The 19,909-nt window shown below is 34.1% G+C and carries 22 protein-coding genes; 6 read left to right on the top strand and 16 right to left on the bottom strand.

Annotation, left to right across the window (positions count from 1 at the left end):
• Window positions 1-3 precede the first annotated feature (3 nt).
• Both crtL and AC6EJB_RS00365 read left to right on the top strand, forming a co-directional pair.
• Entirely contained in the window at window positions 4-1,290 is a 1,287-nt protein-coding gene (crtL, locus tag AC6EJB_RS00370) for a lycopene beta cyclase (protein ID WP_498491668.1), read from the top strand.
• Window positions 1,287-2,000 carry an SDR family NAD(P)-dependent oxidoreductase gene (locus tag AC6EJB_RS00365; protein WP_498491666.1) on the top strand — a complete coding sequence of 238 codons (714 nt, stop codon included), beginning with the start codon at window positions 1,287-1,289 and terminating at the stop codon, window positions 1,998-2,000. Before crtL ends, AC6EJB_RS00365 begins: the two co-directional genes overlap by 4 nt.
• A gap of 377 nt (window positions 2,001-2,377) precedes the next feature.
• On the opposite strand, the gene AC6EJB_RS00360 is transcribed toward AC6EJB_RS00365, so the two are convergent.
• Window positions 2,378-2,938: a GIY-YIG nuclease family protein gene (locus AC6EJB_RS00360; RefSeq protein WP_498491664.1), complete on the bottom strand. Its 561-nt coding sequence runs from the start codon at window positions 2,936-2,938 to the stop codon at window positions 2,378-2,380.
• Between the two features lie 186 nt (window positions 2,939-3,124).
• On the opposite strand from AC6EJB_RS00360, the gene AC6EJB_RS00355 reads away from it, so the two are divergent.
• Window positions 3,125-3,793, top strand: coding sequence for a glutathione S-transferase (locus AC6EJB_RS00355; RefSeq protein WP_498491662.1), 669 nt, complete (start codon window positions 3,125-3,127; stop codon window positions 3,791-3,793).
• Between the two features lie 9 nt (window positions 3,794-3,802).
• Here AC6EJB_RS00355 and AC6EJB_RS00350 read toward each other — a convergent pair whose 3' ends face one another.
• The 3 genes from AC6EJB_RS00350 to AC6EJB_RS00340 form a co-directional block, all read right to left on the bottom strand.
• Window positions 3,803-4,060: a hypothetical protein gene (locus AC6EJB_RS00350; protein WP_413390142.1), complete on the bottom strand. Its 258-nt coding sequence runs from the start codon at window positions 4,058-4,060 to the stop codon at window positions 3,803-3,805.
• A gap of 71 nt (window positions 4,061-4,131) precedes the next feature.
• On the bottom strand, window positions 4,132-5,517 hold the full coding sequence (locus AC6EJB_RS00345; protein ID WP_498491660.1) for a sodium/glutamate symporter: 1,386 nt from the start codon (window positions 5,515-5,517) through the stop codon (window positions 4,132-4,134).
• A 300-nt stretch (window positions 5,518-5,817) separates the two neighbouring features.
• Entirely contained in the window at window positions 5,818-6,870 is a 1,053-nt protein-coding gene (locus AC6EJB_RS00340) for a chlorophyll a/b binding light-harvesting protein (RefSeq protein ID WP_498491658.1), read from the bottom strand.
• A gap of 401 nt (window positions 6,871-7,271) precedes the next feature.
• Between AC6EJB_RS00340 and AC6EJB_RS00335 the strand changes: the two genes are divergently transcribed.
• Window positions 7,272-7,406 (top strand): hypothetical protein, encoded by a 135-nt coding sequence (locus AC6EJB_RS00335; RefSeq protein WP_498491656.1) that lies wholly within the window; start codon window positions 7,272-7,274, stop codon window positions 7,404-7,406.
• A 45-nt stretch (window positions 7,407-7,451) separates the two neighbouring features.
• Here AC6EJB_RS00335 and AC6EJB_RS00330 read toward each other — a convergent pair whose 3' ends face one another.
• The 7 genes from AC6EJB_RS00330 to AC6EJB_RS00300 form a co-directional block, all read right to left on the bottom strand.
• The gene (locus AC6EJB_RS00330; protein ID WP_498491654.1) at window positions 7,452-7,694 is read right to left on the bottom strand and encodes a hypothetical protein; all 243 of its coding nucleotides are present in this window, start codon (window positions 7,692-7,694) and stop codon (window positions 7,452-7,454) included.
• A 145-nt stretch (window positions 7,695-7,839) separates the two neighbouring features.
• Window positions 7,840-8,178, bottom strand: a complete 339-nt coding sequence (locus AC6EJB_RS00325) for a TIGR02450 family Trp-rich protein (protein WP_498491652.1) — start codon at window positions 8,176-8,178, stop codon at window positions 7,840-7,842.
• A gap of 79 nt (window positions 8,179-8,257) precedes the next feature.
• Complete coding sequence (locus AC6EJB_RS00320; RefSeq protein ID WP_498491650.1) at window positions 8,258-8,383, bottom strand: hypothetical protein; 126 nt, start codon at window positions 8,381-8,383, stop codon at window positions 8,258-8,260.
• Window positions 8,384-8,547: 164 nt separating this feature from the next.
• Entirely contained in the window at window positions 8,548-9,951 is a 1,404-nt protein-coding gene (locus tag AC6EJB_RS00315) for a nucleotide sugar dehydrogenase (protein WP_498491649.1), read from the bottom strand.
• A 4-nt stretch (window positions 9,952-9,955) separates the two neighbouring features.
• On the bottom strand, window positions 9,956-11,227 hold the full coding sequence (gene hisS / locus AC6EJB_RS00310; RefSeq protein ID WP_498491647.1) for a histidine--tRNA ligase: 1,272 nt from the start codon (window positions 11,225-11,227) through the stop codon (window positions 9,956-9,958).
• Between the two features lie 127 nt (window positions 11,228-11,354).
• The gene (locus AC6EJB_RS00305) at window positions 11,355-11,642 is read right to left on the bottom strand and encodes a hypothetical protein (protein WP_498491646.1); all 288 of its coding nucleotides are present in this window, start codon (window positions 11,640-11,642) and stop codon (window positions 11,355-11,357) included.
• Window positions 11,643-11,737: 95 nt separating this feature from the next.
• Entirely contained in the window at window positions 11,738-12,583 is an 846-nt protein-coding gene (locus AC6EJB_RS00300; RefSeq protein WP_498491645.1) for a 3'-5' exonuclease, read from the bottom strand.
• A 134-nt stretch (window positions 12,584-12,717) separates the two neighbouring features.
• Here AC6EJB_RS00300 and AC6EJB_RS00295 point away from each other — a divergent pair, with 134 nt between their 5' ends.
• Window positions 12,718-13,443, top strand: coding sequence for a DUF1350 family protein (locus AC6EJB_RS00295; protein ID WP_498491643.1), 726 nt, complete (start codon window positions 12,718-12,720; stop codon window positions 13,441-13,443).
• A 2-nt stretch (window positions 13,444-13,445) separates the two neighbouring features.
• Here AC6EJB_RS00295 and acs read toward each other — a convergent pair whose 3' ends face one another.
• The gene (gene acs / locus AC6EJB_RS00290) at window positions 13,446-15,422 is read right to left on the bottom strand and encodes an acetate--CoA ligase (RefSeq protein ID WP_498491642.1); all 1,977 of its coding nucleotides are present in this window, start codon (window positions 15,420-15,422) and stop codon (window positions 13,446-13,448) included.
• Between the two features lie 92 nt (window positions 15,423-15,514).
• Here acs and AC6EJB_RS00285 point away from each other — a divergent pair, with 92 nt between their 5' ends.
• Window positions 15,515-16,213, top strand: coding sequence for an HAD family hydrolase (locus AC6EJB_RS00285; protein ID WP_498491641.1), 699 nt, complete (start codon window positions 15,515-15,517; stop codon window positions 16,211-16,213).
• On the opposite strand, the gene sds is transcribed toward AC6EJB_RS00285, so the two are convergent.
• From sds to AC6EJB_RS00265, 4 genes are read right to left on the bottom strand one after another with little or no spacing between them, the layout of a single operon-like run.
• A complete protein-coding gene (sds, locus tag AC6EJB_RS00280) occupies window positions 16,197-17,168 on the bottom strand; it encodes a solanesyl diphosphate synthase (RefSeq protein WP_498491640.1) in 972 nt (323 codons plus the stop codon). The two genes, AC6EJB_RS00285 and sds, sit on opposite strands and share 17 nt — an antisense overlap.
• A gap of 22 nt (window positions 17,169-17,190) precedes the next feature.
• Entirely contained in the window at window positions 17,191-17,988 is a 798-nt protein-coding gene (gene murI, locus AC6EJB_RS00275) for a glutamate racemase (RefSeq protein WP_498491639.1), read from the bottom strand.
• Window positions 17,989-17,990: 2 nt separating this feature from the next.
• Entirely contained in the window at window positions 17,991-19,076 is a 1,086-nt protein-coding gene (locus AC6EJB_RS00270; RefSeq protein WP_498491637.1) for an N-acetylmuramoyl-L-alanine amidase, read from the bottom strand.
• Window positions 19,076-19,900: a carbon-nitrogen hydrolase family protein gene (locus tag AC6EJB_RS00265; protein ID WP_498491636.1), complete on the bottom strand. Its 825-nt coding sequence runs from the start codon at window positions 19,898-19,900 to the stop codon at window positions 19,076-19,078. The genes AC6EJB_RS00270 and AC6EJB_RS00265 overlap by 1 nt, the downstream gene beginning before the upstream one ends.
• Window positions 19,901-19,909 lie beyond the last annotated feature (9 nt).

The following is a 19,909-nucleotide window of genomic DNA, read 5'->3' as shown; positions in this document are numbered from 1 at the left end:
GCCATGAGTACTAGTGCATTATCAGATGCTCTAGTACTTGGTTCCGGACCAGGAGCTTTATCAATAGCGGCAGCATTAGCAAATGAAAGCTTAAATGTTGAACTCTTATCGGAGCAATCCCCAGAAGAACCTTGGCCCTTCACTTATGGCATATGGGGTGAGGAGGTTGATGAGCTTGGACTGAGTCACTTACTTGAACATAGATGGATAAACACCATTAGTTATTTTGGCGAGGGAGACAAGGATCCAAATTCCAAGAAAAATGAAGTAACGAAACATAATAGAGATTATGGTCTTTTTGATAAAAACAAATTACAAGCTTATTGGTTAGAGCAATGCAATAAGGCTGAAATAGAATGGCATAAAGGTTCAGCAATCAACTTAGAAACTAATAACTTAACAAGCACAGTTAAAACTTCTAATGGTAAAGAACTTCATGCTCGGCTAGTAATTGACGCAACTGGTTACAAACCCGTTTTTATTAAATCTCCTAACCAAGGTCCAGTAGCTGTTCAAACTTGTTATGGAATCGTAGGAGAGTTCAACGCACCACCTGTCGATAAAGATCAATTTGTTCTCATGGATTATCGCTGCGACCACTTGAATCCTGAGGAGAGAAAAGAAGCTCCAACATTTTTATACGCTATGGATATGGGAGATGGAAAATTTTTCCTAGAAGAAACATCCTTGGGTCTATTTCCTCCAGTCTCACTTGATGAATTAAAAAGAAGATTGGAAAAAAGATTAGAAACTCGGGGGTTGGTAATAAAAAGTCTTGTACATGAAGAGCATGGTTCATATCTACCAATGAATATGCCTATTCCTGACTTAACACAACCGGTACTTGGTTTCGGTGGTTCTGCTGGAATGGTACATCCCGCTTCGGGATATATGGTTGGCAGCCTTTTAAGAAGAGCTCCTAAAGTTGCCAAAGCCCTTTCATTAGCAATGAAAGACGATAAAGCATCCTCAGCCTCATTAGCAAAGAAGGGTTGGCAAGTCTTATGGCCCTCTGAACTTAGAAGAAAGCAAGCTATTTATAAATTTGGATTAGAAAAATTAATGCGATTCGAAGAGAAGTTACTAAGAGGATTTTTTGTGGAATTTTTTAGTTTACCTAATAAACAATGGTATGGATTCCTCACAAATACGCTTAGCCTTAACGAACTAATATCCGCAATGTGGAAAATGTTTAGGAAATCACCCTGGACTATAAAACAAGGCTTGATGAATATGCATGGTAGAGAATTAAATTTATTATTAAAAGCATTAATAGTTAATAATAAATGAGAAAAATTCTTATAAGCGGAGCAAGTAGAGGTATTGGTAAAGCGATAGCATTAAAATTACGTAAAGAGGGGCATTCATTAAGCTTAGGAGTGAGACAAAAAGAAAAATTAAATAAGACACCCTTAGATCCAAAATTAAACCCTCAAGATAAAGTTTTGGTACATAAATATGATGCAACTGATCAAAAATCATCGAAGGAATGGGTAGAAAAAACAGTCAAAACTTTTAAAAATATTGATACTATTATTCATTGCGCTGGGATATTCAAAAAAACAAATTTATTATTTAATGATGATGAGATGAAAGATATTGATGATCTGTGGAAAGTAAATGTAATGGGACCATGGATATTAACAAAAAATGCTTGGAAGTATTTATCCCTAAGTAATTCAGCAAGGATTATTGTATTGGTATCTATGAGTGGAAAACGATCAAAGGGTAACTTGGCTAGCTATTCAATGAGTAAATTCGCTTTAATGAGCTTATGCCAAACCATGAGAAACGAAGGATGGGAAAAAGGTATTAGAGTTACAGCTATTTGCCCAGGATGGGTAAATACAGAAATGGCAAAAGAAGTAAATCATTTTCCCAAAAAAGATATGATACAGACAAATGATATTGCAAGTATTTGTTCCAATTTACTGGATTTACCAAACAGTTCTATTCCTTTTGAAATCGCACTAAATTGTCAACTTGAAACAAATATTTAGAAGAAAATTCTTATTTTTTAAATAGGGTTAATAGTTTTCTTAAATGAATTCAACACTCCCAAAATTGCCTTACGGAGATACTTATGAAAATAATTTCTATAAAAACTTCCTATAGCTTTACCCACTGAATACGTCCTTTGTATGAGACCAACTATAAAGTTAAATAGCCATAAACAAATTAAAATTGTAAGCGCCAAAGAAGCAATTGAGTAAACCTTATTAAGCTGTTCTTGTATTGGTTCTAAGAATTGAAGATAATCAGAAATGTTCATACTCTCTAAAGGTCATGACCTATTAAATATATTTATAGCTATAAGTTGATAATTAAGCAAGAAGTTATAAAATATATGTATGAAAATAAAAAAGAGTTGTCTAGATTAAAAGGCAATTGAAAAACTAGAAAAAGTATATAAAACATATGCAACTGAAACCATAGAGATAGCTATCAGAAAACCTTTTAATCTGTTAGAAACCGTCGAAAAAAGTGTAAGGTCATCAGTATCATAGCCTCCAAAACTACCAAGGATCACAAGTGACCACATAGGGAGAGAGGCAAATAATATTGAAATAAAAAAACTAAATATAAACATCTTATTAATAAGGAATGAAATAAGAAAAGTTATAACTGCGAACAAAAACGATCCATTCAATCCGATTCTTAACTCATCATTTAAGCTTTTTGGAAAATTACTTTTTCCTTCTAAATGTTTTATACAATTATTAACTTCTGCTTCAGATAAACGGAAATAGTTCGTATCCGGAATTCTTTTTTTCTTATAAAGCTTTAACAATCTTACTTCAAAAGATTTGGGATCATTAGTTTTGAAAGAAGAAATTATTTCGCCTGGATTCATTTTACTAGCCTCACTTTTCAAATTAGTAGTACTTCCGAGTTTATATAAATCACCATTCTTCATTAAATAAACAAATCCTGACATAATTTTACTTTCTTGAGAAATGAAGCGTTTGGAATATAAAAATATTGGGTTATATTTTTATAGTAAAATATAATTCCAAAAAAAAATCATAAAGGATATACTTGTAAAGCATATTCTAATTAAGATTTATTGGAATGACTAATCATATCTAGTCATAGGTAACAAGATGATTTTAACAGGAAAATTATGAAGCACAATATTCTTTATAGCTTTAGACGATGTCCCTACGCAATTAGAGCTAGATGGGCTTTGTTAAATACAAATCAGGTAGTGGAGTTAAGAGAGATCGAACTAAAAAACAAGCCTATTGAATTAATACAAATTTCTAAAAAAGCAACTGTACCTGTATTAAAGACTAATTTGAATAAAGTAATTGATGAGAGTCTGGAAATAATGATCTGGAGTATTAAAAGATCAAATATGCTTGAATTATTTTGTAATAATAATGAAAAGTCAAAAGAAATATTTAGCCTTATAGAAACAAATGATAAAGAATTTAAATATCATTTGGATCGGTTTAAATATGCATCTAGATTTAATTTTGAAGAATCAGAAACTCATCGTGCTGCCGCTATGAAAATCCTTTTATCTTTAAATAACAGATTAAAAAAATTTTGTATAGAAGGAAAACCGTTGTTTCTTGTTGATGCAAAAGAAACCTTAGCTGATTGGGCTATCTGGCCATTTGTAAGGCAATTTAGAATAGCGGATTTAAAAAAGTTTGATCAAGACAATCAAATCAAATATTTACGAAGTTGGTTAAATTATTTTTTTACTCATGAAAAATATCCAATAGTTATGAAAAAGAATGAGCCATGGAGTAAGCAAAATGAACCTATATTTTTTGGACAATAAAGTAGAAAATTATTCTGAAGCCCTCCTTTTGTCAATGATTCTTGATAACTCTAAAAAATAACCAGCTGTACAAAATTTACCTAGATTTCTATCTCTATTTCCTATATCGCTCCTAAACTCTGCAGTCTCTGCCATGACTAAATCCAACTGATCCTGAGGCAACTCATAGAGTTCTCTTAATTCAACCTCTTTTCCAAGTAAGTGACTTTTAAACCATTTTTCTTTCAGTTCTTGAGGAGGAATATCTTTGTAAATTTGTCGGTTCATATAAAGAAGGGGAATGGTTTATTAAAACTAATATTCCTGTAAATTATAACTTTAATTAAGTATATCAATTGTCATGCTGAGGCTTTTGTATATTTTGACTGTAAAGATATAGCTACAACGCACAAAGACAATGAAATTAATCCACAAAATTCTGTCCATCCTTTAAGCCCAAAATTACTAATAAACAAAGGAGCTATTACAGTAATTAGCCCTCCAGAAAGAAGTGGCTGTAAAAATAATTGCTTAATAGAAAACACAGGTAACGTATTAGTAGAATTTCTAGGATCAGCCAATCTCAAAAGTAATAGTCCACTAGCTGCAACTCCCGTTGAATTTCCAAACTCTGCTATTGCTCTTTCAAACCATTCTTCTCTAAAAAATAATCTAGAAAAAATCAACATCCCTACAAGATTCCAAATCAATCCACCAATAGCTAAAATAGTTATGGGAACCCAATAGTTAACTAATAAAGGTAAATTCAATCCGGCCATAGCTGTAATTATTAGTAAATCTGTTGAAAGTATGCCAATCTCACGTTGGAAAAGTGATGAGACTAATTTGGTCTTTCCAGTTTTTTCTAATGAAAATCTTACTAAAAAGGAACCCATCAAAGCCAATGGAAATACTGGGAAAGCTAATATCACCTGCTTACTTATATCACTCAAATAAGTAGAAGAAAGCTTTAAACAATAGAGTAAAAAGATTCCAATCAATACCGCTAATCCTACTAAAGCAAAATTATATAAAAGCAACTTAAATTGTTCAATTGGATTAAATTCCAATTCAATATCATTTAAATCATTTGTGAGCTCTTGTTCAACAGGTACAAGCCATCCAAAGAACCTCCCCAGAACAACTAAACCGCTCCCTAGCAAAGTAGAAGCAAGTAAACCTACAGTTGCCATTGCAAATCCCAGATCTAATCCTTCAGGGAAGCCTAACTTCATAAAACTATCTCCCATTATTGCCGCAGCTCCATGTCCTCCTTCAAAACCAACTTCAATAATGCATCCCATCAATGGATCTACTCCTAAATAGGGAAGCAGAAATGACAACACAATTATCCCACCAACAACATACTGACCAAAACCCAGTAAAAGTCCTAGCAATGCCTGCGAAGCAACTGGTTTCCATAAAGTATTTATACTTGGAATAGGTCTTCCAAGCATTAAGGTCGCAAATACCAAAGTAAGCAATGGAGTTGGTAATTTCATCCAAGTATTCAGAACCCTTTCTGGTAATAAAGAAAAAGGCCCATAAGGACCAATTAAAAAACCCAATGCTCCCACTAAAAGGGCTATGGGGATACCAAATCTTTCCAACTTCATTGCAGAATCCAATCTTCTACCAAGTGTTAGAAGAATTCCTATAATTCCAAGCAAACCCAAGGAAAGGACTAACGTTGGGATTGCATTAATTTTATATAGGTCTTCCAAACCTAAAAACAACAGACTCATCTATTAACAAGCTTGCGGAAGTAAATGAAAACTCATAAAAAATAATATCTCATATGAATATTTAACATCAAAAGTAATTTTGATTCTTATCATATCTCAATCAAATCATTTATTTAGCTCTAATTATTAGTAAACATGAGATCAATTTAAAAATAGGAATCGATTAAAAAAAAATTTTCAAATATTAAACTAATAAGAAGTTTTATTAATTCTCATTAGTATGACTTAATTATTGAAAAATGGACCCAATAAAAAAGCCCCAAAAATTTGGGGCTTTTTTATTTAGTTAAATTTATTTAACTATTTTAATGATACAGAAGCAGTATCAAGATTACTCAATGCACTAGTTACTCGTTTGAAATCGAATCCCATTGCCCTAAGAGCATGCCATAGGTGACCTTGAATAAAGAAGAATCCAAAGTAGTAATGAACATTAGCTAGCCAAGCGCGAGAAGTATGAGCACCATTTGGAAGATCCACAGTATCTACCCAATAAGGAGAAATTCCAAATTTAAGTGCTAATGGTTCTCCAAACCATTCAACAGGGTAAACAGTGGTATTAGTTGCACTCCAGAATGCTGCGACAACTGCCATCCAGCCAATACCCGCTAGTGACCAAGAAAGAATAGCTTCTGCAGAAAGAAGCCCAGCTCCTTTGAACTTCGTGTATTCTCCAACTTGCTTAGTAGCGATATGGAAAGCACCACCAGTAATTTCTAAGAAAGCCAAGAAAGCATGACCTCCCATAACATCTTCCAAACTATCAATAGTTAGGAAGTCAAACTGATGATCCCAGATATGACTCAAGTTTAGGTCGTATTCAACCTGACGAATAGCACCAATTGCAGGATCGTAGATTCCATGAATTCGCGCCCATTCAACAAACCAAATACATGCAACACCAAAGAAAATCAAATGATGTCCAAGGATGAAAGTCTGGTTATCTGGGTTGTCCCATTCAAGCTTGAATTTTCTGGCCTGTGGCACAGAAGATTCCTGCATGTCGCTAGAAAAAAGAAGAGAGTGCATTAATCCACCTGCCCCATAAGCCATGGATCCAACTAGATGACACACCGCAACCGCAACAACCGCACTTCCACCAATAAAGGCACCAGTTTCATCGAAACCTATACCCAAAGCTGCTAAATGAGGAAGCGCAATTAAAGGCTGATGCCCCATTGGTACGGAGGGGTCAAAACGAGCCAATTCAAATAACGTGAAGGCACCAGCCCAGAAAGCAATCAAGCCGGTATGAGCGGCATGAGCAGCAATAAATTTGCCTGAACGGTTGGTGACCCCTGAGTTACCAGCCCACCACCCATAGGTGACGGCTGAATTTCCATAGGTCTGCATTAGAAGTGCTATTTTTCAAAACCGAACAGAGAATACTTCAATTTCATCGAATACTCATGCAAGAGAAAGAATCTGTAAATTTTTTTTATTATTTAAATCCAATGCAAATAAAAAAATATCAAAAAGAACAGGTTTTAAACAAAATAAAACAGAAAGAAAGGAGAAATAACAATAAAATAAAGCACATTCCCTATCTAAGACTTTCTAATTAAAGAATTAATCGATACATAAAAAGAATTTATATCAGGCATTCGAAACGATTCAAGTCTCAAAATCAATATAAATACATCCAAATATGTAATTAATATAAAAGATTAATTTGGACTCCTTATTTACAACTATTAAATAATTAAATGCTTTTGGAAAAAAAAATGGACTTCCAACGACTTAATAGTCTAGAAATGGAGACGGAAGACCACTATAGAAAGAAAGCTAATTTCTACAGAACATCTCCTGAATACGGGAAAATGATTTCTCTTTATCCAATACTTGAGACGTCAATCAAAGACTGTAAAAATGAAAATCTTGTAGCATAGAAATTTGTTCTAAAAAAATCTTATTACATAAGGTCTTTTAGTTTTTCAAGCTGGTATTTGACCAAATGAGACATCAGTATCCTGCCAATATTCAATAACTTCTTTACATTCTATTAGATGATAAAAAACTTTTGGCTTCCAGGGTAATTGTTCTGGATCAGTTGAGCTTCTCCAATGAGATCCTGGCTTTAAAAGTCCCCCTTCTCTCAATAAAACTAAAGTTTGTATATCAACGCTTAATAGTTCGCTAGCTTCCCTCTCTGACAACCATAAAGAATGTTCTTTCATACTTATACAAGTCTGTATCTTTTTTTTAACGTATAAAGCCTAATAAAGAAAGAAAGAAAGTGAGTGAGTGAAATTTTTTAACGTAATATAATTTCAAGTTCAAATTTATTATTATACTAACTTAACTTTCTTATATATAAGGTAATTAACTATTCTTGAACCAAGGTCTAATGATGTTTTTAGTTATGGGAATAGTCAAGCCAGAGTCAATAGAAGGATAAACGATATTAGTAGTTATTATTTTTAATTTTTTATTTATTGATTCAGATAACTTCGAAGAATTTTTATCATCCCATCCAGGTTTCCAATTAGATACATCTATTAATTCTGACCAAGAAACTTTTACTACAACACTTGAATCAACCACGGACATTAACATAACCCATCTATCAATTAGATCGCCACCATAATTTATTGCAACAAAATGGACTTGCCCAGAAATATTTAAAGTACTAGTCCATGCTTTTAATGGAGGCCAAATCATAGAAATTAAGAAAGTAATTTATTGAATTTAATAATTAGATAAATCATTTTTTATTTAGAGTCTAATCACACAAAACGAACTACTTTTTCTTTTTTATTTTTATATATTCATCTCTAATCGATTTTAATAATGCTTTTTTCTTTTTCATTGCCTTATCCTTTTCCTGTGAATCAATTTTAAGTCTCTCTTCCTTTGTTAAGTTCATCCAATTATTCATATTAAACTTAAATTCTTTATGTAAGTTTTTTTTCTTTCTTTTGAAAATAGATTGAAAGAGCATTACCTTTTTGAAAAATATAAGTAAAAATAAAAAATAATTTTTTCACTTTAACATTTTAATCATAACCGTATAGTTTTCATGAAGATACTTTAGCTTCCTTCCCCTAACTTCCACAAATTCAGGCCAGTATTTTCTATTTCATTACGATTGACAACTGATCTTGTATCGAAAACCCAAGCGGGTGATCTCATTAAAGAAGCTAAATAATTCCAATCAAGTCCGAAGAATTCATCCCATGCAGTAAGAATTAATACTGCATCAACATTTTTCAAGGCATCTGGTATTGAATTGGCCATTTTCCATATACCTTGATTATTAAATGAAAATTTTTCAAAATCCTCCTCTATTCTCTTAATTGAAACTTTAGGGTCATAAATGGAGAGTAAAGCTCCCTCTTCAAGCAAGTCGCTAGCGATTCTAATAGCAGGAGATTCACGAGTATCGTTTGTATTTGCCTTAAAGGAAAACCCAAGTATTGCTATATTTTTTCCATTAACTGTACCAAAAAGCTTCTCAAGAACTATTTTATAAATTCTATCTTGTTGCCAAGTATTCATTGCCACTACTTGATTCCAGTAATTGGCAACCTCAGGCAAACCAAAATAACCACTTAAATAAACTAAATTCAAAATATCCTTCTTAAAGCAACTACCTCCAAAGCCAGGACCAGCACTAAGAAATTGATTCCCTATCCTTTTATCTGTTCCGATCGCCTTAGCAACCTCTTTGATATCAGCGCCAGTTGCTTCACAAAAGGCTGAAATAGAATTTATGGAACTAATCCGTTGGGCCAAAAAAGCATTGGCAGCTAATTTTGAAAGTTCGCTACTCCATAAATTCGTACAAATTATCTGTTCAATAGGGACCCAATTCAAATAAATATTTACCAAAGATTTTATAGCTTCTGAATCTTCTCCACCAATTAAAACTCTGTCGGGGTTTTCCAAATCATTTATTGCAGTACCTTCTGCCAGGAATTCAGGATTAGATAAAACAGAAAAAGTTTTAGAAAATTCATTTTTTTGACTTTCTTTATTTGTAGCATTGAGTATTTCTTTTATCGCTTGAGCAGTTCGAACTGGAAGAGTGCTTTTTTCTACTACAATAGTGTGCCCTATTGCATATTTAGCCACTTGCCTTGCACTAGCCTCTACCCAACTAAGATCACTTGCTTGGCCTGCTCCAAGACCTTTTGTTTTTGTTGGAGTATTAACTGATATAAAAATCATATCTGCTTCAGCTATTGACTTTTCCATTTCTGTACTAAAGAAAAGATTTCGACCTCTTGTTCTTAAAACTACGTTATCTAATCCAGGTTCAAATATTGGCAATTTATTTAGATCGGCTTCATTCCATGCAGCAATTCTTTCTTTATTTATATCAACAACATTAACTTCTATATTAGGACATTTATCGGCAATAACAGTCATGGTTGGGCCACCAACATACCCAGCACCAATGCAACAAATTTTTTTGATTTTAATAGAGTTCATTTTATTAATCAACTAACTTTTTAATTAACTGAGTTAGATCTTCTTTTAGAAAAAAATATTCTTCATTACTATCATCATTTTCATTATCTCTTAATTTCTTAATTAATAATTGATCTTTTAAAACTTCTTCCTCTCCTATAACTATTGCCCATCTAGCATTACTTTTATCTGCCCGTTTAAATTGTTTAGAAAACGACGAGCCCGAATAGTCTAATTCAATAGTTAAGTTCGCTGATCGTAACTGACAAGTGATGTTCAAAGCAAGTTGTTCTGCTTTTTCACCTCTATGAATTACATAAACATCTGGATATTTTGAATTTAAAATTTCATCTCCAGCAAGAATTATTAATCTTTCCATTCCAATACCCCATCCAATTGAAGGTGTTTCAGGTCCTCCCAATTCACTTATCAAACCGTCGTAACGTCCTCCTCCGCAAACTGTTGCTTGAGATCCAAGATGATCACTTGTTATCTCAAAAGCTGTATGAGAGTAATAATCAAGTCCACGTACCAAATTATTATTTATTTTGTATGGAATATTTATATTATCGAGTAACTCAAGTAAATAATCAAATCTAGTTTTACTCTCCTTAGATAAAAAATCAGTTAAAGTGGGGGCTTCACATAAAAGTTCTTTTGTCGTTTTATTCTTAGTATCTAAAATTCTCAATGGATTAATATCAATTCTTTTCTGAGAATCTTGATCTAACAACTCAAACCTCTGATTAAGCCAAACTTTCAACTCTTCCTTGAATACATTTCTGTCTTCATTACTTCCAAGACTATTAATTTCTAAAGTCAAATCCCTAAGTCCAACATCCTTGAGGAAATCCCAAGCGATAGAAATAACCTCAGCGTCACTAATAACAGAAGCTAATCCAACGAATTCAACTCCAATCTGATGAAACTGCCTTTGCCTTCCTGCTTGGGGTCGCTCGTAGCGAAACATTGGTCCTCTGTACCAAAGTCTTTGAGGACCTTTATTTAATAATCCATGTTGGACAATTGATCTTGCAACAGAGGCTGTACCCTCAGGTCTCAAAGTGCAAGAACGCCCCCCTCTATCTTCAAAACTATACATTTCCTTGCCCACAACATCGGTATTTTCGCCAATGCCTCTTAAAAATAATTCAGTTTTTTCAATTATTGGGGTTCTAATTTCTTGAAGTCCAGCTCGACCAAAGTGGTCAAGCGCAATTGCTTCAACCTTCTGCCAGCCTTCACTCTGAGCTGGTAAAAGATCCACCATTCCTCTTAAATTCTTGAGATTGGTCAAAGTAGCTTAAGCAAAATTATTTTTGTTTATTTAATAGTAATTGCTTACGCAAACGGGCAAATCGATATTTAACTATGAGTTTTAGCAAAATACATTGGTGAAGTTAAATCTAGAAAAGGATTTAAGCTCAATCTTCTAATCGAGTAGCACCTGAATATCTAACCAGCCAAAAATTCACTCTTCTTCTAACATTAAAAGGCATTTCATTTTGGAGTTGAATTAACTCCATGGCTCCAAGCCTTTTTAGTTCTCTGGATTCGAGACTCCACATTTTTTCAGCTTCACAAATCAAACGAGCCCAACTTCTAGAGTGCTGCCATTGTCTGAGACGTTTTTTCAATTCATTACCATCCGTCTTGCTTTTAAAGAGAGCATCCTGAACGACTATATTTTTCTTAGGGAAAAATTTTCTCATAAATTTTTCATGTAGGAAGCTTTAGAGAAACTCATTACCTAATACTTTAAACATATAGCCAAGATTTGAAATGAGTACTTTATGAATAATCCACCTCATTCATGAAAATCAATTTCATGTACAGGAAACTCTAAATTATCCATATCACGACGACTCATTTTTCTAGACCAAGCCCCCTTAATTGCATCATTCCACCGAAACCCTGCGTTTTTAGCTAAGTGCCTTTTTTCATAGGAGATCTCAGCACGCACTAAAACTTTTGGTTCTTGCGCTCTAATTAAAATCTGCTCCAGTTCACCACATCTTTTAAAAACCTCTGCCAAGTATATGCAATCAGTTAAAGCTCTATGCGCGTTCCAGACTGGAACCCCATAAGCCAAGGCAAGGTCTCTTACTGAGGGACGAGGCTTCAATTGTTTTTCAGACGGCCAAGACATATCGTCCATAGAACAAATCCATTGTTTTTCAATCTGAGGCAATTTATTTAAACCGAACCATTTCCTATCAAATTCAGCATTGTGAGCGACAATTACATCTGATACTTGAACCAAAGATTCAAAGTATTTAATTGCCTCAAATAGAGGTTGAGGCAACCTAGTTATTTCAGCAGGGATATTGTTTATCTTTTCTGCATGATTACTTTCAACTGGTAAAAGAAAAGATTGCTGCGCTAAAACCGATCTACATTTGACATTAAAAAGTATCGAACCGACTTCAAGGCATTCATCAATATTATTATCAAGACCTGTAGTTTCAGTATCCAAAATCAGGACATTCATCGGTGCATTCTGCATTTTTAAAGATTCAAGAGATTCGTCATTTGTTTCGGAAGAACCTTTTACTCCTAGATGACTCTCTTTCACATTGGCAATCTCTTTAATTGTTCCATTTAGAAAGTTAAGTTGCTCACTTCCTTCCTGATAATTTTGGTCTTCTTTCACATCAAAATACATCAATCATTAGTCTATTATCATCAAAGAAAGAGAGTTGAATAAAAACATATTAAAACATTAAAACTAAAGACACTTATATTAAAAATCATTTTCTATTTCTCTTTAAGAGTAATTATTCAGCAATGAACACGGCTAGACGGATAAATGATATTTTTTGCCAATGGCCTTCAAGACCAATTGGTCTTATAGAGATAATTGGAGGTAGCTATATTTCAATAAGACCAGAAATTTCGTACAAAAGACTCATTTCTGGTCTTTTGCAAAGAAATTTTGCAGTACATTCCTGGAGCTATGTTCCTAACTTTGATCATCAAATTCAAGCAAATCAATCGTGGAAACAATTTCGTACAACTAGGAAAATTCTTGAAAAAAGAGTTGGATTAATCCCAAAGTCAATTAGATTGGGTCATAGCCTTGGATGTAAATTACATTTACTAGCCCCTGATGGAGGCAGAAATTGCAACGGCCTTGTAGCTATTAGTTTTAATAATTTCAAGGCAGATAAATCTATACCTATGTTAAAGAAGATTTCTAAGAGGCTAAACTTTCAATCTGAGTTTAGTCCTGGTCCTGTCGAAACGTTAAATCTTATAAAAGAGCATTATGAGCAAATCAATAATCTATTAATAAGATTTAAAAATGATAGTCTGGATCAAAATAATTTATTACTCAAATCATTAAAAGAAAGAGATTTTGATAAATCTAAAATTCTTCAACTTGATGGTAATCATCTAACACCAGTAAGCCTTGGCCTGAGAGAAAAGTTACTAAATTCGGAGCTTCAAAGTCCTTTAAAGTACAAAAAAATTGATTCAATAGTCGATCAAATAAGTAATTGGGAGATTTAATATCAACTTCTTAATTTATCTAAAACTGATCTATCCTCCAGAGTGCTGGTATCTCCGCTTATTTCATCTCCTGAAGCCAATGCCCTCAAAATTCTTCTCATTATTTTTCCACTTCTTGTTTTGGGAAGAGCATCAGTAAATTTAATTTCATCCGGTTTAGCAATGGGGCCTATTTCATTAACAACATGTTTTTTTAATTGAGCGTCAATATTTTCATTTACTTCTGCTCCAGTTTTCAATGTAACAAAGGCAACTATTGATTCCCCTTTTAACTCATCAGGTTTACCCACAACTGCGGCCTCCGATACAAATTCATGACTAACTAAAGCTGACTCTACTTCCATTGTTCCAAGCCTATGACCTGAGACATTTATTACATCATCAACTCTACCCATAACCCAAAAATAACCTTCTTCATCTCGTCGCGCGCCATCTCCAGCAAAATATAAATAATTATTATCTGAAGGTTTTAAATACTCCCAGTAACTTTCTCTAAACCTTTTTTCATCACCATAAACATTTCTCATCATTCCTGGCCATGGTCTTTTAACTACCAAATAGCCACCTTCGTTACTAGCGACAGACTCTCCCATTGAATCAACCACATCTGCATCAATACCGGGCAAAGGAAAAGTTGCCGATCCTGGCTTAGTTGGAGTGGCACCAGGAAGTGGACTAATCATTACTCCCCCAGTTTCTGTTTGCCACCAAGTATCCACAATCGGACATTTCCCTTTCCCTATGACATCTCTATACCATATCCAAGCTTCTGGATTAATTGGTTCTCCAACAGTTCCCAAAAGTCTCAAACTAGATAAATCGTATTGATTAGGAATATTTTTCCCCGCTTTCATAAAAGCTCTTATAGCAGTTGGAGCAGTGTAAAAAATTGAAATTTTATGCTTCTGAATCACATCCCAAAAAGCCCCTGGATTTGATGGTCTAGGAACTCCTTCATACATAACAGTGGTTGCTCCGTTAGAAAGAGGACCATAAACGATATAACTATGTCCAGTTATCCAACCCACATCAGCAGTGCACCAATAAACATCATCTTCTCGAATGTCAAAGATCCATTTAAAAGTTAAATGAGACCAAAGATTGTAACCAGCAGTTGTATGTACTACTCCTTTAGGTTTACCTGTAGAACCAGAGGTATACAAAACGAATAGACAATCCTCACTATCCATTTGTTCTGCGGGACATTCCTCTGGTTGGCTATCTACAATTTCATGCCACCAAAAATCTCTACCAACATTCATAGCAATAGATTTTCTAGTCCTTTGAACAACTAAAACTGATTCGACCTTTGAACAAGCACCACCTTCTAATGCTGAGTCGACAGCATCTTTAAGAGGAATTACTTTATCTTTTCTAAAACCACCATCAGCAGTAATTATTGCTTTTGCTTCTCCATTAATCAATCTATCTCTGAGAGCCTCAGAGGAAAATCCTCCAAAGACAACTGAATGAGGTGCACCAATCCTTGCACAAGCAAGCATTGCAATTGCCGCCTCAGGTATCATAGGCATATACAAAGCGACTAGATCACCTCTACCAATACCCATGGATTTAAGTGCATTAGCTGCTTTGCAGACCTCTTTATGTAATTGTTTATAGGTATATTTCTTTTGATCACCTGGTTCGCCTTCCCATATTAATGCGATTTTTTCAGCTGTTGGACTATTTAAATGACGATCTAAACAGTTAAATGAAATATTGGTTTTACCACCATCAAACCACTTAGCGAATGGAGGGTTAGACCAATCAAGTACTTTTTCAAAAGACTTAAACCAATATAATTCTTCTCTAGCGGCATCACCCCAAAACTTATTGGGATCAGATTTAGCCATCTCAAACATTTCTAAATATTTTGAAAAAGATGAGATTCTACTTTTACTAGAGAAGTCATCTGAGGGAGGGAAAACTCTCTGTTCCTGAAGAACAGACTCAATAGAGTTAGAATTGTCTGAATTCATGAAAGATAAAAACAACTTTTCATTTACTGCATTCAAGCTATTTCTGACCAAAAGGCTTCAATAGTGAAACTCTTATTTAAAACAAATACATAATGAAAAAAAATTGGAATTTTCCTGACGCATTATTATTCGATCTTGATGGGGTTTTAATTGATTCAGAACCATTACATGGACAAGCATGGAAAGAAACAGCTGCGCTTTTTGATCTAAATCTAACTGATAACCAATTAAAACTCTTAAGAGGCAGAAGAAGAATTGATTGTGCAAATAAACTTGTTGAATTGATTCCCAAAAAAGTTAAGCCTGAAGACTTGCTAACCGTACACAAACCAATTTCAAGACGACTAATTTCGAAAGCAGAAGCAATGCCTGGTAGTGAGCGTTTGGTTAAAAGATGTCATGAAAAGAATATTCCAATGGCATTAGTAACCAGTAGCAGTTCTGAATCAATCCAAATAAAAATTGCACATCATAAATGGATGCATTTATTTTCTATAAGGATTTTAGGAGATGACAAATTACTAACAAAAGGTAAGCCTGCTCCAGATCCATATCTTTTAGCTGCTGAAAAATTAAATATTGCCCCCCAAGCTTGCTGGGCTGTTGAAGATTCAATTTCTGGAGTTTCTTCAGCTCTAAAGGCAGGATGTTTTGTTTTATTTTTTAAAGAGAACAATAATGAACAAATAGAAAAAGAATTTATTGAAAAAAATAAAAATTTAAAAAAAATCAACCATTTAAAAGAAATTGAACAAATGTTAAATGAATTTCAAATTAATAAAGCCTACTGATAACGAATTCAGGCAATTCAAGTAATGCTTTTTTCGATGGTGAATCTGGCAACCAAGAAATTGAATCTTTTGACTCAGATGCAAATTTTTCAGCTAATTCTCTTGATTTCTTTATCGCATTTGAATCTCTCACAAGAGATAAAGCTTTTTCAAGATCATCTTTGTTTGAGAATTTACAATTTATAAGTTCAGCTAAGGTTGGATTCTCTTCCAAAGCGTAGAAAACAGGAGCCGTAAGATACCCACTTTGAAGATCACTAGCAGCTGGTTTACCTAATTGTTCATCATTACCAGTAAAATCGAGAATATCATCAACAACTTGGAAGGCCAATCCTAATTGTCTGCCAAAAAAATAAAGTGAATTTAAGCTCTGTGGATCCACATCAGATAAAACTCCGATAGCCTTTGAACTATTAGCAATAAGAGAAGCTGTTTTACAGTAACTTTTTTCTAAATAGCTCTCAAAAGATTGACTCGAATCAAATCTATTAAGGCCCTGCTTTATTTCACCTTCAGCCAAGTCCATAATTACTCTACTTAACAATTTAACAACATCTAAATTCTCAAGATTTGCTAAATGCCAACTCGCTTGTGCAAATAGAAAGTCACCTGCCAGGACTGCGATTCTGGGATCAAAGCGACTGTGAACAGTTTCAACACCTCTTCTAGTATCTGCTTCATCAACAACATCATCATGAACAAGAGATGCAGTGTGAATCATTTCAGTAATTTGGGCAAGCTTTCGATGCTTTAAAGGAAGACACTTCTCATTTGTTAATGCCCTTGAGATTAATAGAACAATTCCAGGTCTTAAACTTTTCCCCCCTGCACTAAATAGGTGTTCTGCAGCCGCCTGCAAAATAGGGTGTCCTGCACCAATAAGGCTGCGAAGATCTGAAAGCAATGCTTCTAGATCAAGTTCTACAGGTTGAAGGATTTCAGTGGCTGTGGTCATAAAACCGCTCTACTTTTTGATATTAAGAGACGCAACCCTTCTTCTGCAGTGAAACGAGATTAACTTCAGGAAAAACGTTTAACCAATGCTTAGCCTTTAAAGAAAAGTTTTTAGGATCAGATGTTACACAAAACTTTGAATCAAGTAAATATTTTTTCTTTGCAAGATTAATTGCATTTGAATCCATGAATACCTTTAACTTCAAAGAAAGAGCTTCAGCAGGGTCAATTAATTTGATACTGGAGGGTAATATTTGATTAAACAAAGTAGTTATAAGAGGATAGTGACTGCAGCCAAGAATTAAGGACTCAATATTTTGCTTTAAAAGGGGCTGTAAATAATCTATCGCAATATCATGAATCAAATCTAAATTAAAATTATCCATTTCAATCATTGGAACAAATTCAGGACATGGTTGTTCAATAACAAAAGTTTTTGGTTTAAAATTTAAAATCGCATTTGTATATGCTTTTGTTTTAACCGTAGAGGGAGTAGCAAGCACACCAACCCTTGATTCTTTAATAGTTGAAGAAGCAGACTCAATTAAGTCAAAAACAGGAACATCTAATTTTTTTTTAATTACATCCAAGGCGATAGCATTTGTTGTATTACATGCAACCAAAAAACCATCAATATTCTGAAAACTAAACCAATATGATATTTCTTCAGCAATTTCCATGATCTCATTGGCTGTCTTTACCCCATAAGGAAGTCTTGCAGTATCAGCCAAATAGACAAATGAAGCATGGGGAAATAATTCAACGACCTTTTTAAAAACCGTAAAACCACCAATACCACTATCAAACAATCCAAGGCGCATATTTAATTAGAAATTTTGAGATAATTAATTATTCCCTTTGCAATGGCAAAAGACATTTTATCTCTGTATGCTTTTTGACGTAATAAAGCTGCATCATACATTCCAGTTACAAATCCAATTTCCACTAAAGCTGCAGGCATGGAAGTTTTTCTAATTACATAAAATCGAGATCTACGAACACCCCTATCAGGGCTTTGAGGAGAAGTAATTAAAATTTGTTTTTGAATATTTTTCGCTAAAGAATAGCCTTTGTAACCAGAGTAATAATAAGTCTCTAATCCATTCACATCTTTTCTCTTGCCTCTTGTTGCATTTGCATGAATACTTACAAAAGCATGTGCCTTTGAATTATTAGCTTTAGTAACTCTTGGTTGTAAGTCTAATGTTCTCTCATACTTCCGAGTAAGTATAGTTTTTACTCCTTTCTTTGTTAGAAATTCTGCAACACTCTTAGACACCTCCAATACGATATCAGTCTCTCTTAATCCACTTATTCCAACAGCTCCGGGGTCTGAACCACCATGGCCTGGATCTATCACAACTTTATACTTTCCAAAAGGTAAATTTGGTAAAGAAGTAATATCTAAATCTTGAACACTTATTTTTTCAAAAGTTCTTTTTACTGAATTTCTTAATATATTACCTTCTCCAAATGAACGAAAAGAATTACTTTCTAAACCAATAAATTTTAACTCCCATGTGTTAGGAGAAACACCAATTAATTTTAATTTTGAAGATTCTAACTCAACTGAAGGTAAAAACTCAATAACAAGTCTTGTTTTACCTATTGAAGGTTTACCTAATCTAATTTCCTTTACTAAACCATTACCTTTAATAGTTCTGGGTCGGCTTAATTCTCCAGGGAAATCAATCCAAACCCTTTCACCTTTATCAGCAGTTGATGATTGATAAAATGCATTTAATTTAGCTCCAGAAGAAGTGCGTAATTTTATACTTCCGTTACTAGTTAAGGCCCAAGCCGCAAGTGCACTGGCTGATTTTATAGGTAAAGAAATAAAGAGATTAGAACAAAAACATAATCCGGCAAATAATGCCAACTTTGATTTTAAAGTTTGAACCTTAAACATCAAATAAAAAGCTCTGTTTTTCGATGTTTAAGGCTAGGCATTTGCCCTCTAATTCTTTCAACTCTTTCTTTATCAGCAGGAGCTATTGCTGCCCCTTCTACAACTCCTGCATCTGCAAGAACTGTCCCCCATGGATCAATAACCATCGCATGTCCATGACTTTGTCTTCTTCCATAGTGTCGTCCAGTTTGGGCTGGGGCAACTACATAAGCGGTGTTTTCAATGGCTCTTGCTTGGAGCAAGACTTGCCAATGATCCTTCCCAGTAAAAGCAGTAAAAGCTGCTGGAATCATTAATAAATCTGCACCTTTATTGACCAAATCCCTATATAGTTCAGGGAATCTCACGTCATAACAAATAGATAACCCTATTTTGCAAAGACCTGGCACATCAACAACAGGTGGTGATTCACTTCCAGAAACAATTGTTTCAGACTCTCTATAAGTATTACCTTCAGGAAGATCAACATCAAAAAGGTGAATCTTGTCATATCTTGCTAGAGATTGACCATCCTTACCAAACAACTCAGCTCTGTTTAAAGTTCTTTCTCCATCGCCAGCAGGCACAGGAAACCCACCTCCAAGCAAAACAACTTGATATCTTCGCGCCATAGTCACTAAAAAGCTATTACATTTTTCATATATTGAAGATGCAATTTTTAATTTTTTTTGATCATCACCCAAAAAAGCAAAGTTTTCAGGAAGTCCAACAAGATCTGCTCCTCTCCTTGAGGCCAACTCAATTTGTTCTTCTGCAACATTGAGATTTGCATCGATATCTGAGGTACTTGTTAGTTGTAAGGCCGCAGCCAAAAAATCTGACACTGAGTTAAA

The sequence above is a fragment of the Prochlorococcus sp. G4PB17 genome, from assembly GCF_059772445.1.
This window is presented reverse-complemented; position numbering and strand designations above follow the sequence as displayed.

Bases quoted from the DNA above. Each gene is read 5' to 3' on its own strand.
- AC6EJB_RS00360 (WP_498491664.1), bottom strand. From the start codon at position 2,938: ATGTCAGGATTTGTTTATTTAATGAAGAATGGTGATTTATATAAACTC.
- acs (WP_498491642.1), bottom strand. From the start codon at position 15,422: ATGAATTCAGACAATTCTAACTCTATTGAGTCTGTTCTTCAGGAACAG.
- crtL (WP_498491668.1), top strand. From the start codon at position 4: ATGAGTACTAGTGCATTATCAGATGCTCTAGTACTTGGTTCCGGACCA.
- AC6EJB_RS00305 (WP_498491646.1), bottom strand. From the start codon at position 11,642: ATGAGAAAATTTTTCCCTAAGAAAAATATAGTCGTTCAGGATGCTCTC.
- AC6EJB_RS00335 (WP_498491656.1), top strand. From the start codon at position 7,272: ATGGAGACGGAAGACCACTATAGAAAGAAAGCTAATTTCTACAGAACA.
- sds (WP_498491640.1), bottom strand. From the start codon at position 17,168: ATGACCACAGCCACTGAAATCCTTCAACCTGTAGAACTTGATCTAGAA.
- AC6EJB_RS00270 (WP_498491637.1), bottom strand. From the start codon at position 19,076: ATGTTTAAGGTTCAAACTTTAAAATCAAAGTTGGCATTATTTGCCGGA.
- AC6EJB_RS00345 (WP_498491660.1), bottom strand. From the start codon at position 5,517: ATGAGTCTGTTGTTTTTAGGTTTGGAAGACCTATATAAAATTAATGCA.
- AC6EJB_RS00330 (WP_498491654.1), bottom strand. From the start codon at position 7,694: ATGAAAGAACATTCTTTATGGTTGTCAGAGAGGGAAGCTAGCGAACTA.
- AC6EJB_RS00285 (WP_498491641.1), top strand. From the start codon at position 15,515: ATGAAAAAAAATTGGAATTTTCCTGACGCATTATTATTCGATCTTGAT.
- AC6EJB_RS00350 (WP_413390142.1), bottom strand. From the start codon at position 4,060: ATGAACCGACAAATTTACAAAGATATTCCTCCTCAAGAACTGAAAGAA.
- AC6EJB_RS00365 (WP_498491666.1), top strand. From the start codon at position 1,287: ATGAGAAAAATTCTTATAAGCGGAGCAAGTAGAGGTATTGGTAAAGCG.
- AC6EJB_RS00355 (WP_498491662.1), top strand. From the start codon at position 3,125: ATGAAGCACAATATTCTTTATAGCTTTAGACGATGTCCCTACGCAATT.
- AC6EJB_RS00320 (WP_498491650.1), bottom strand. From the start codon at position 8,383: ATGAACTTAACAAAGGAAGAGAGACTTAAAATTGATTCACAGGAAAAG.
- AC6EJB_RS00315 (WP_498491649.1), bottom strand. From the start codon at position 9,951: ATGAACTCTATTAAAATCAAAAAAATTTGTTGCATTGGTGCTGGGTAT.
- AC6EJB_RS00340 (WP_498491658.1), bottom strand. From the start codon at position 6,870: ATGCAGACCTATGGAAATTCAGCCGTCACCTATGGGTGGTGGGCTGGT.
- AC6EJB_RS00325 (WP_498491652.1), bottom strand. From the start codon at position 8,178: ATGATTTGGCCTCCATTAAAAGCATGGACTAGTACTTTAAATATTTCT.
- murI (WP_498491639.1), bottom strand. From the start codon at position 17,988: ATGCGCCTTGGATTGTTTGATAGTGGTATTGGTGGTTTTACGGTTTTT.
- AC6EJB_RS00295 (WP_498491643.1), top strand. From the start codon at position 12,718: ATGAACACGGCTAGACGGATAAATGATATTTTTTGCCAATGGCCTTCA.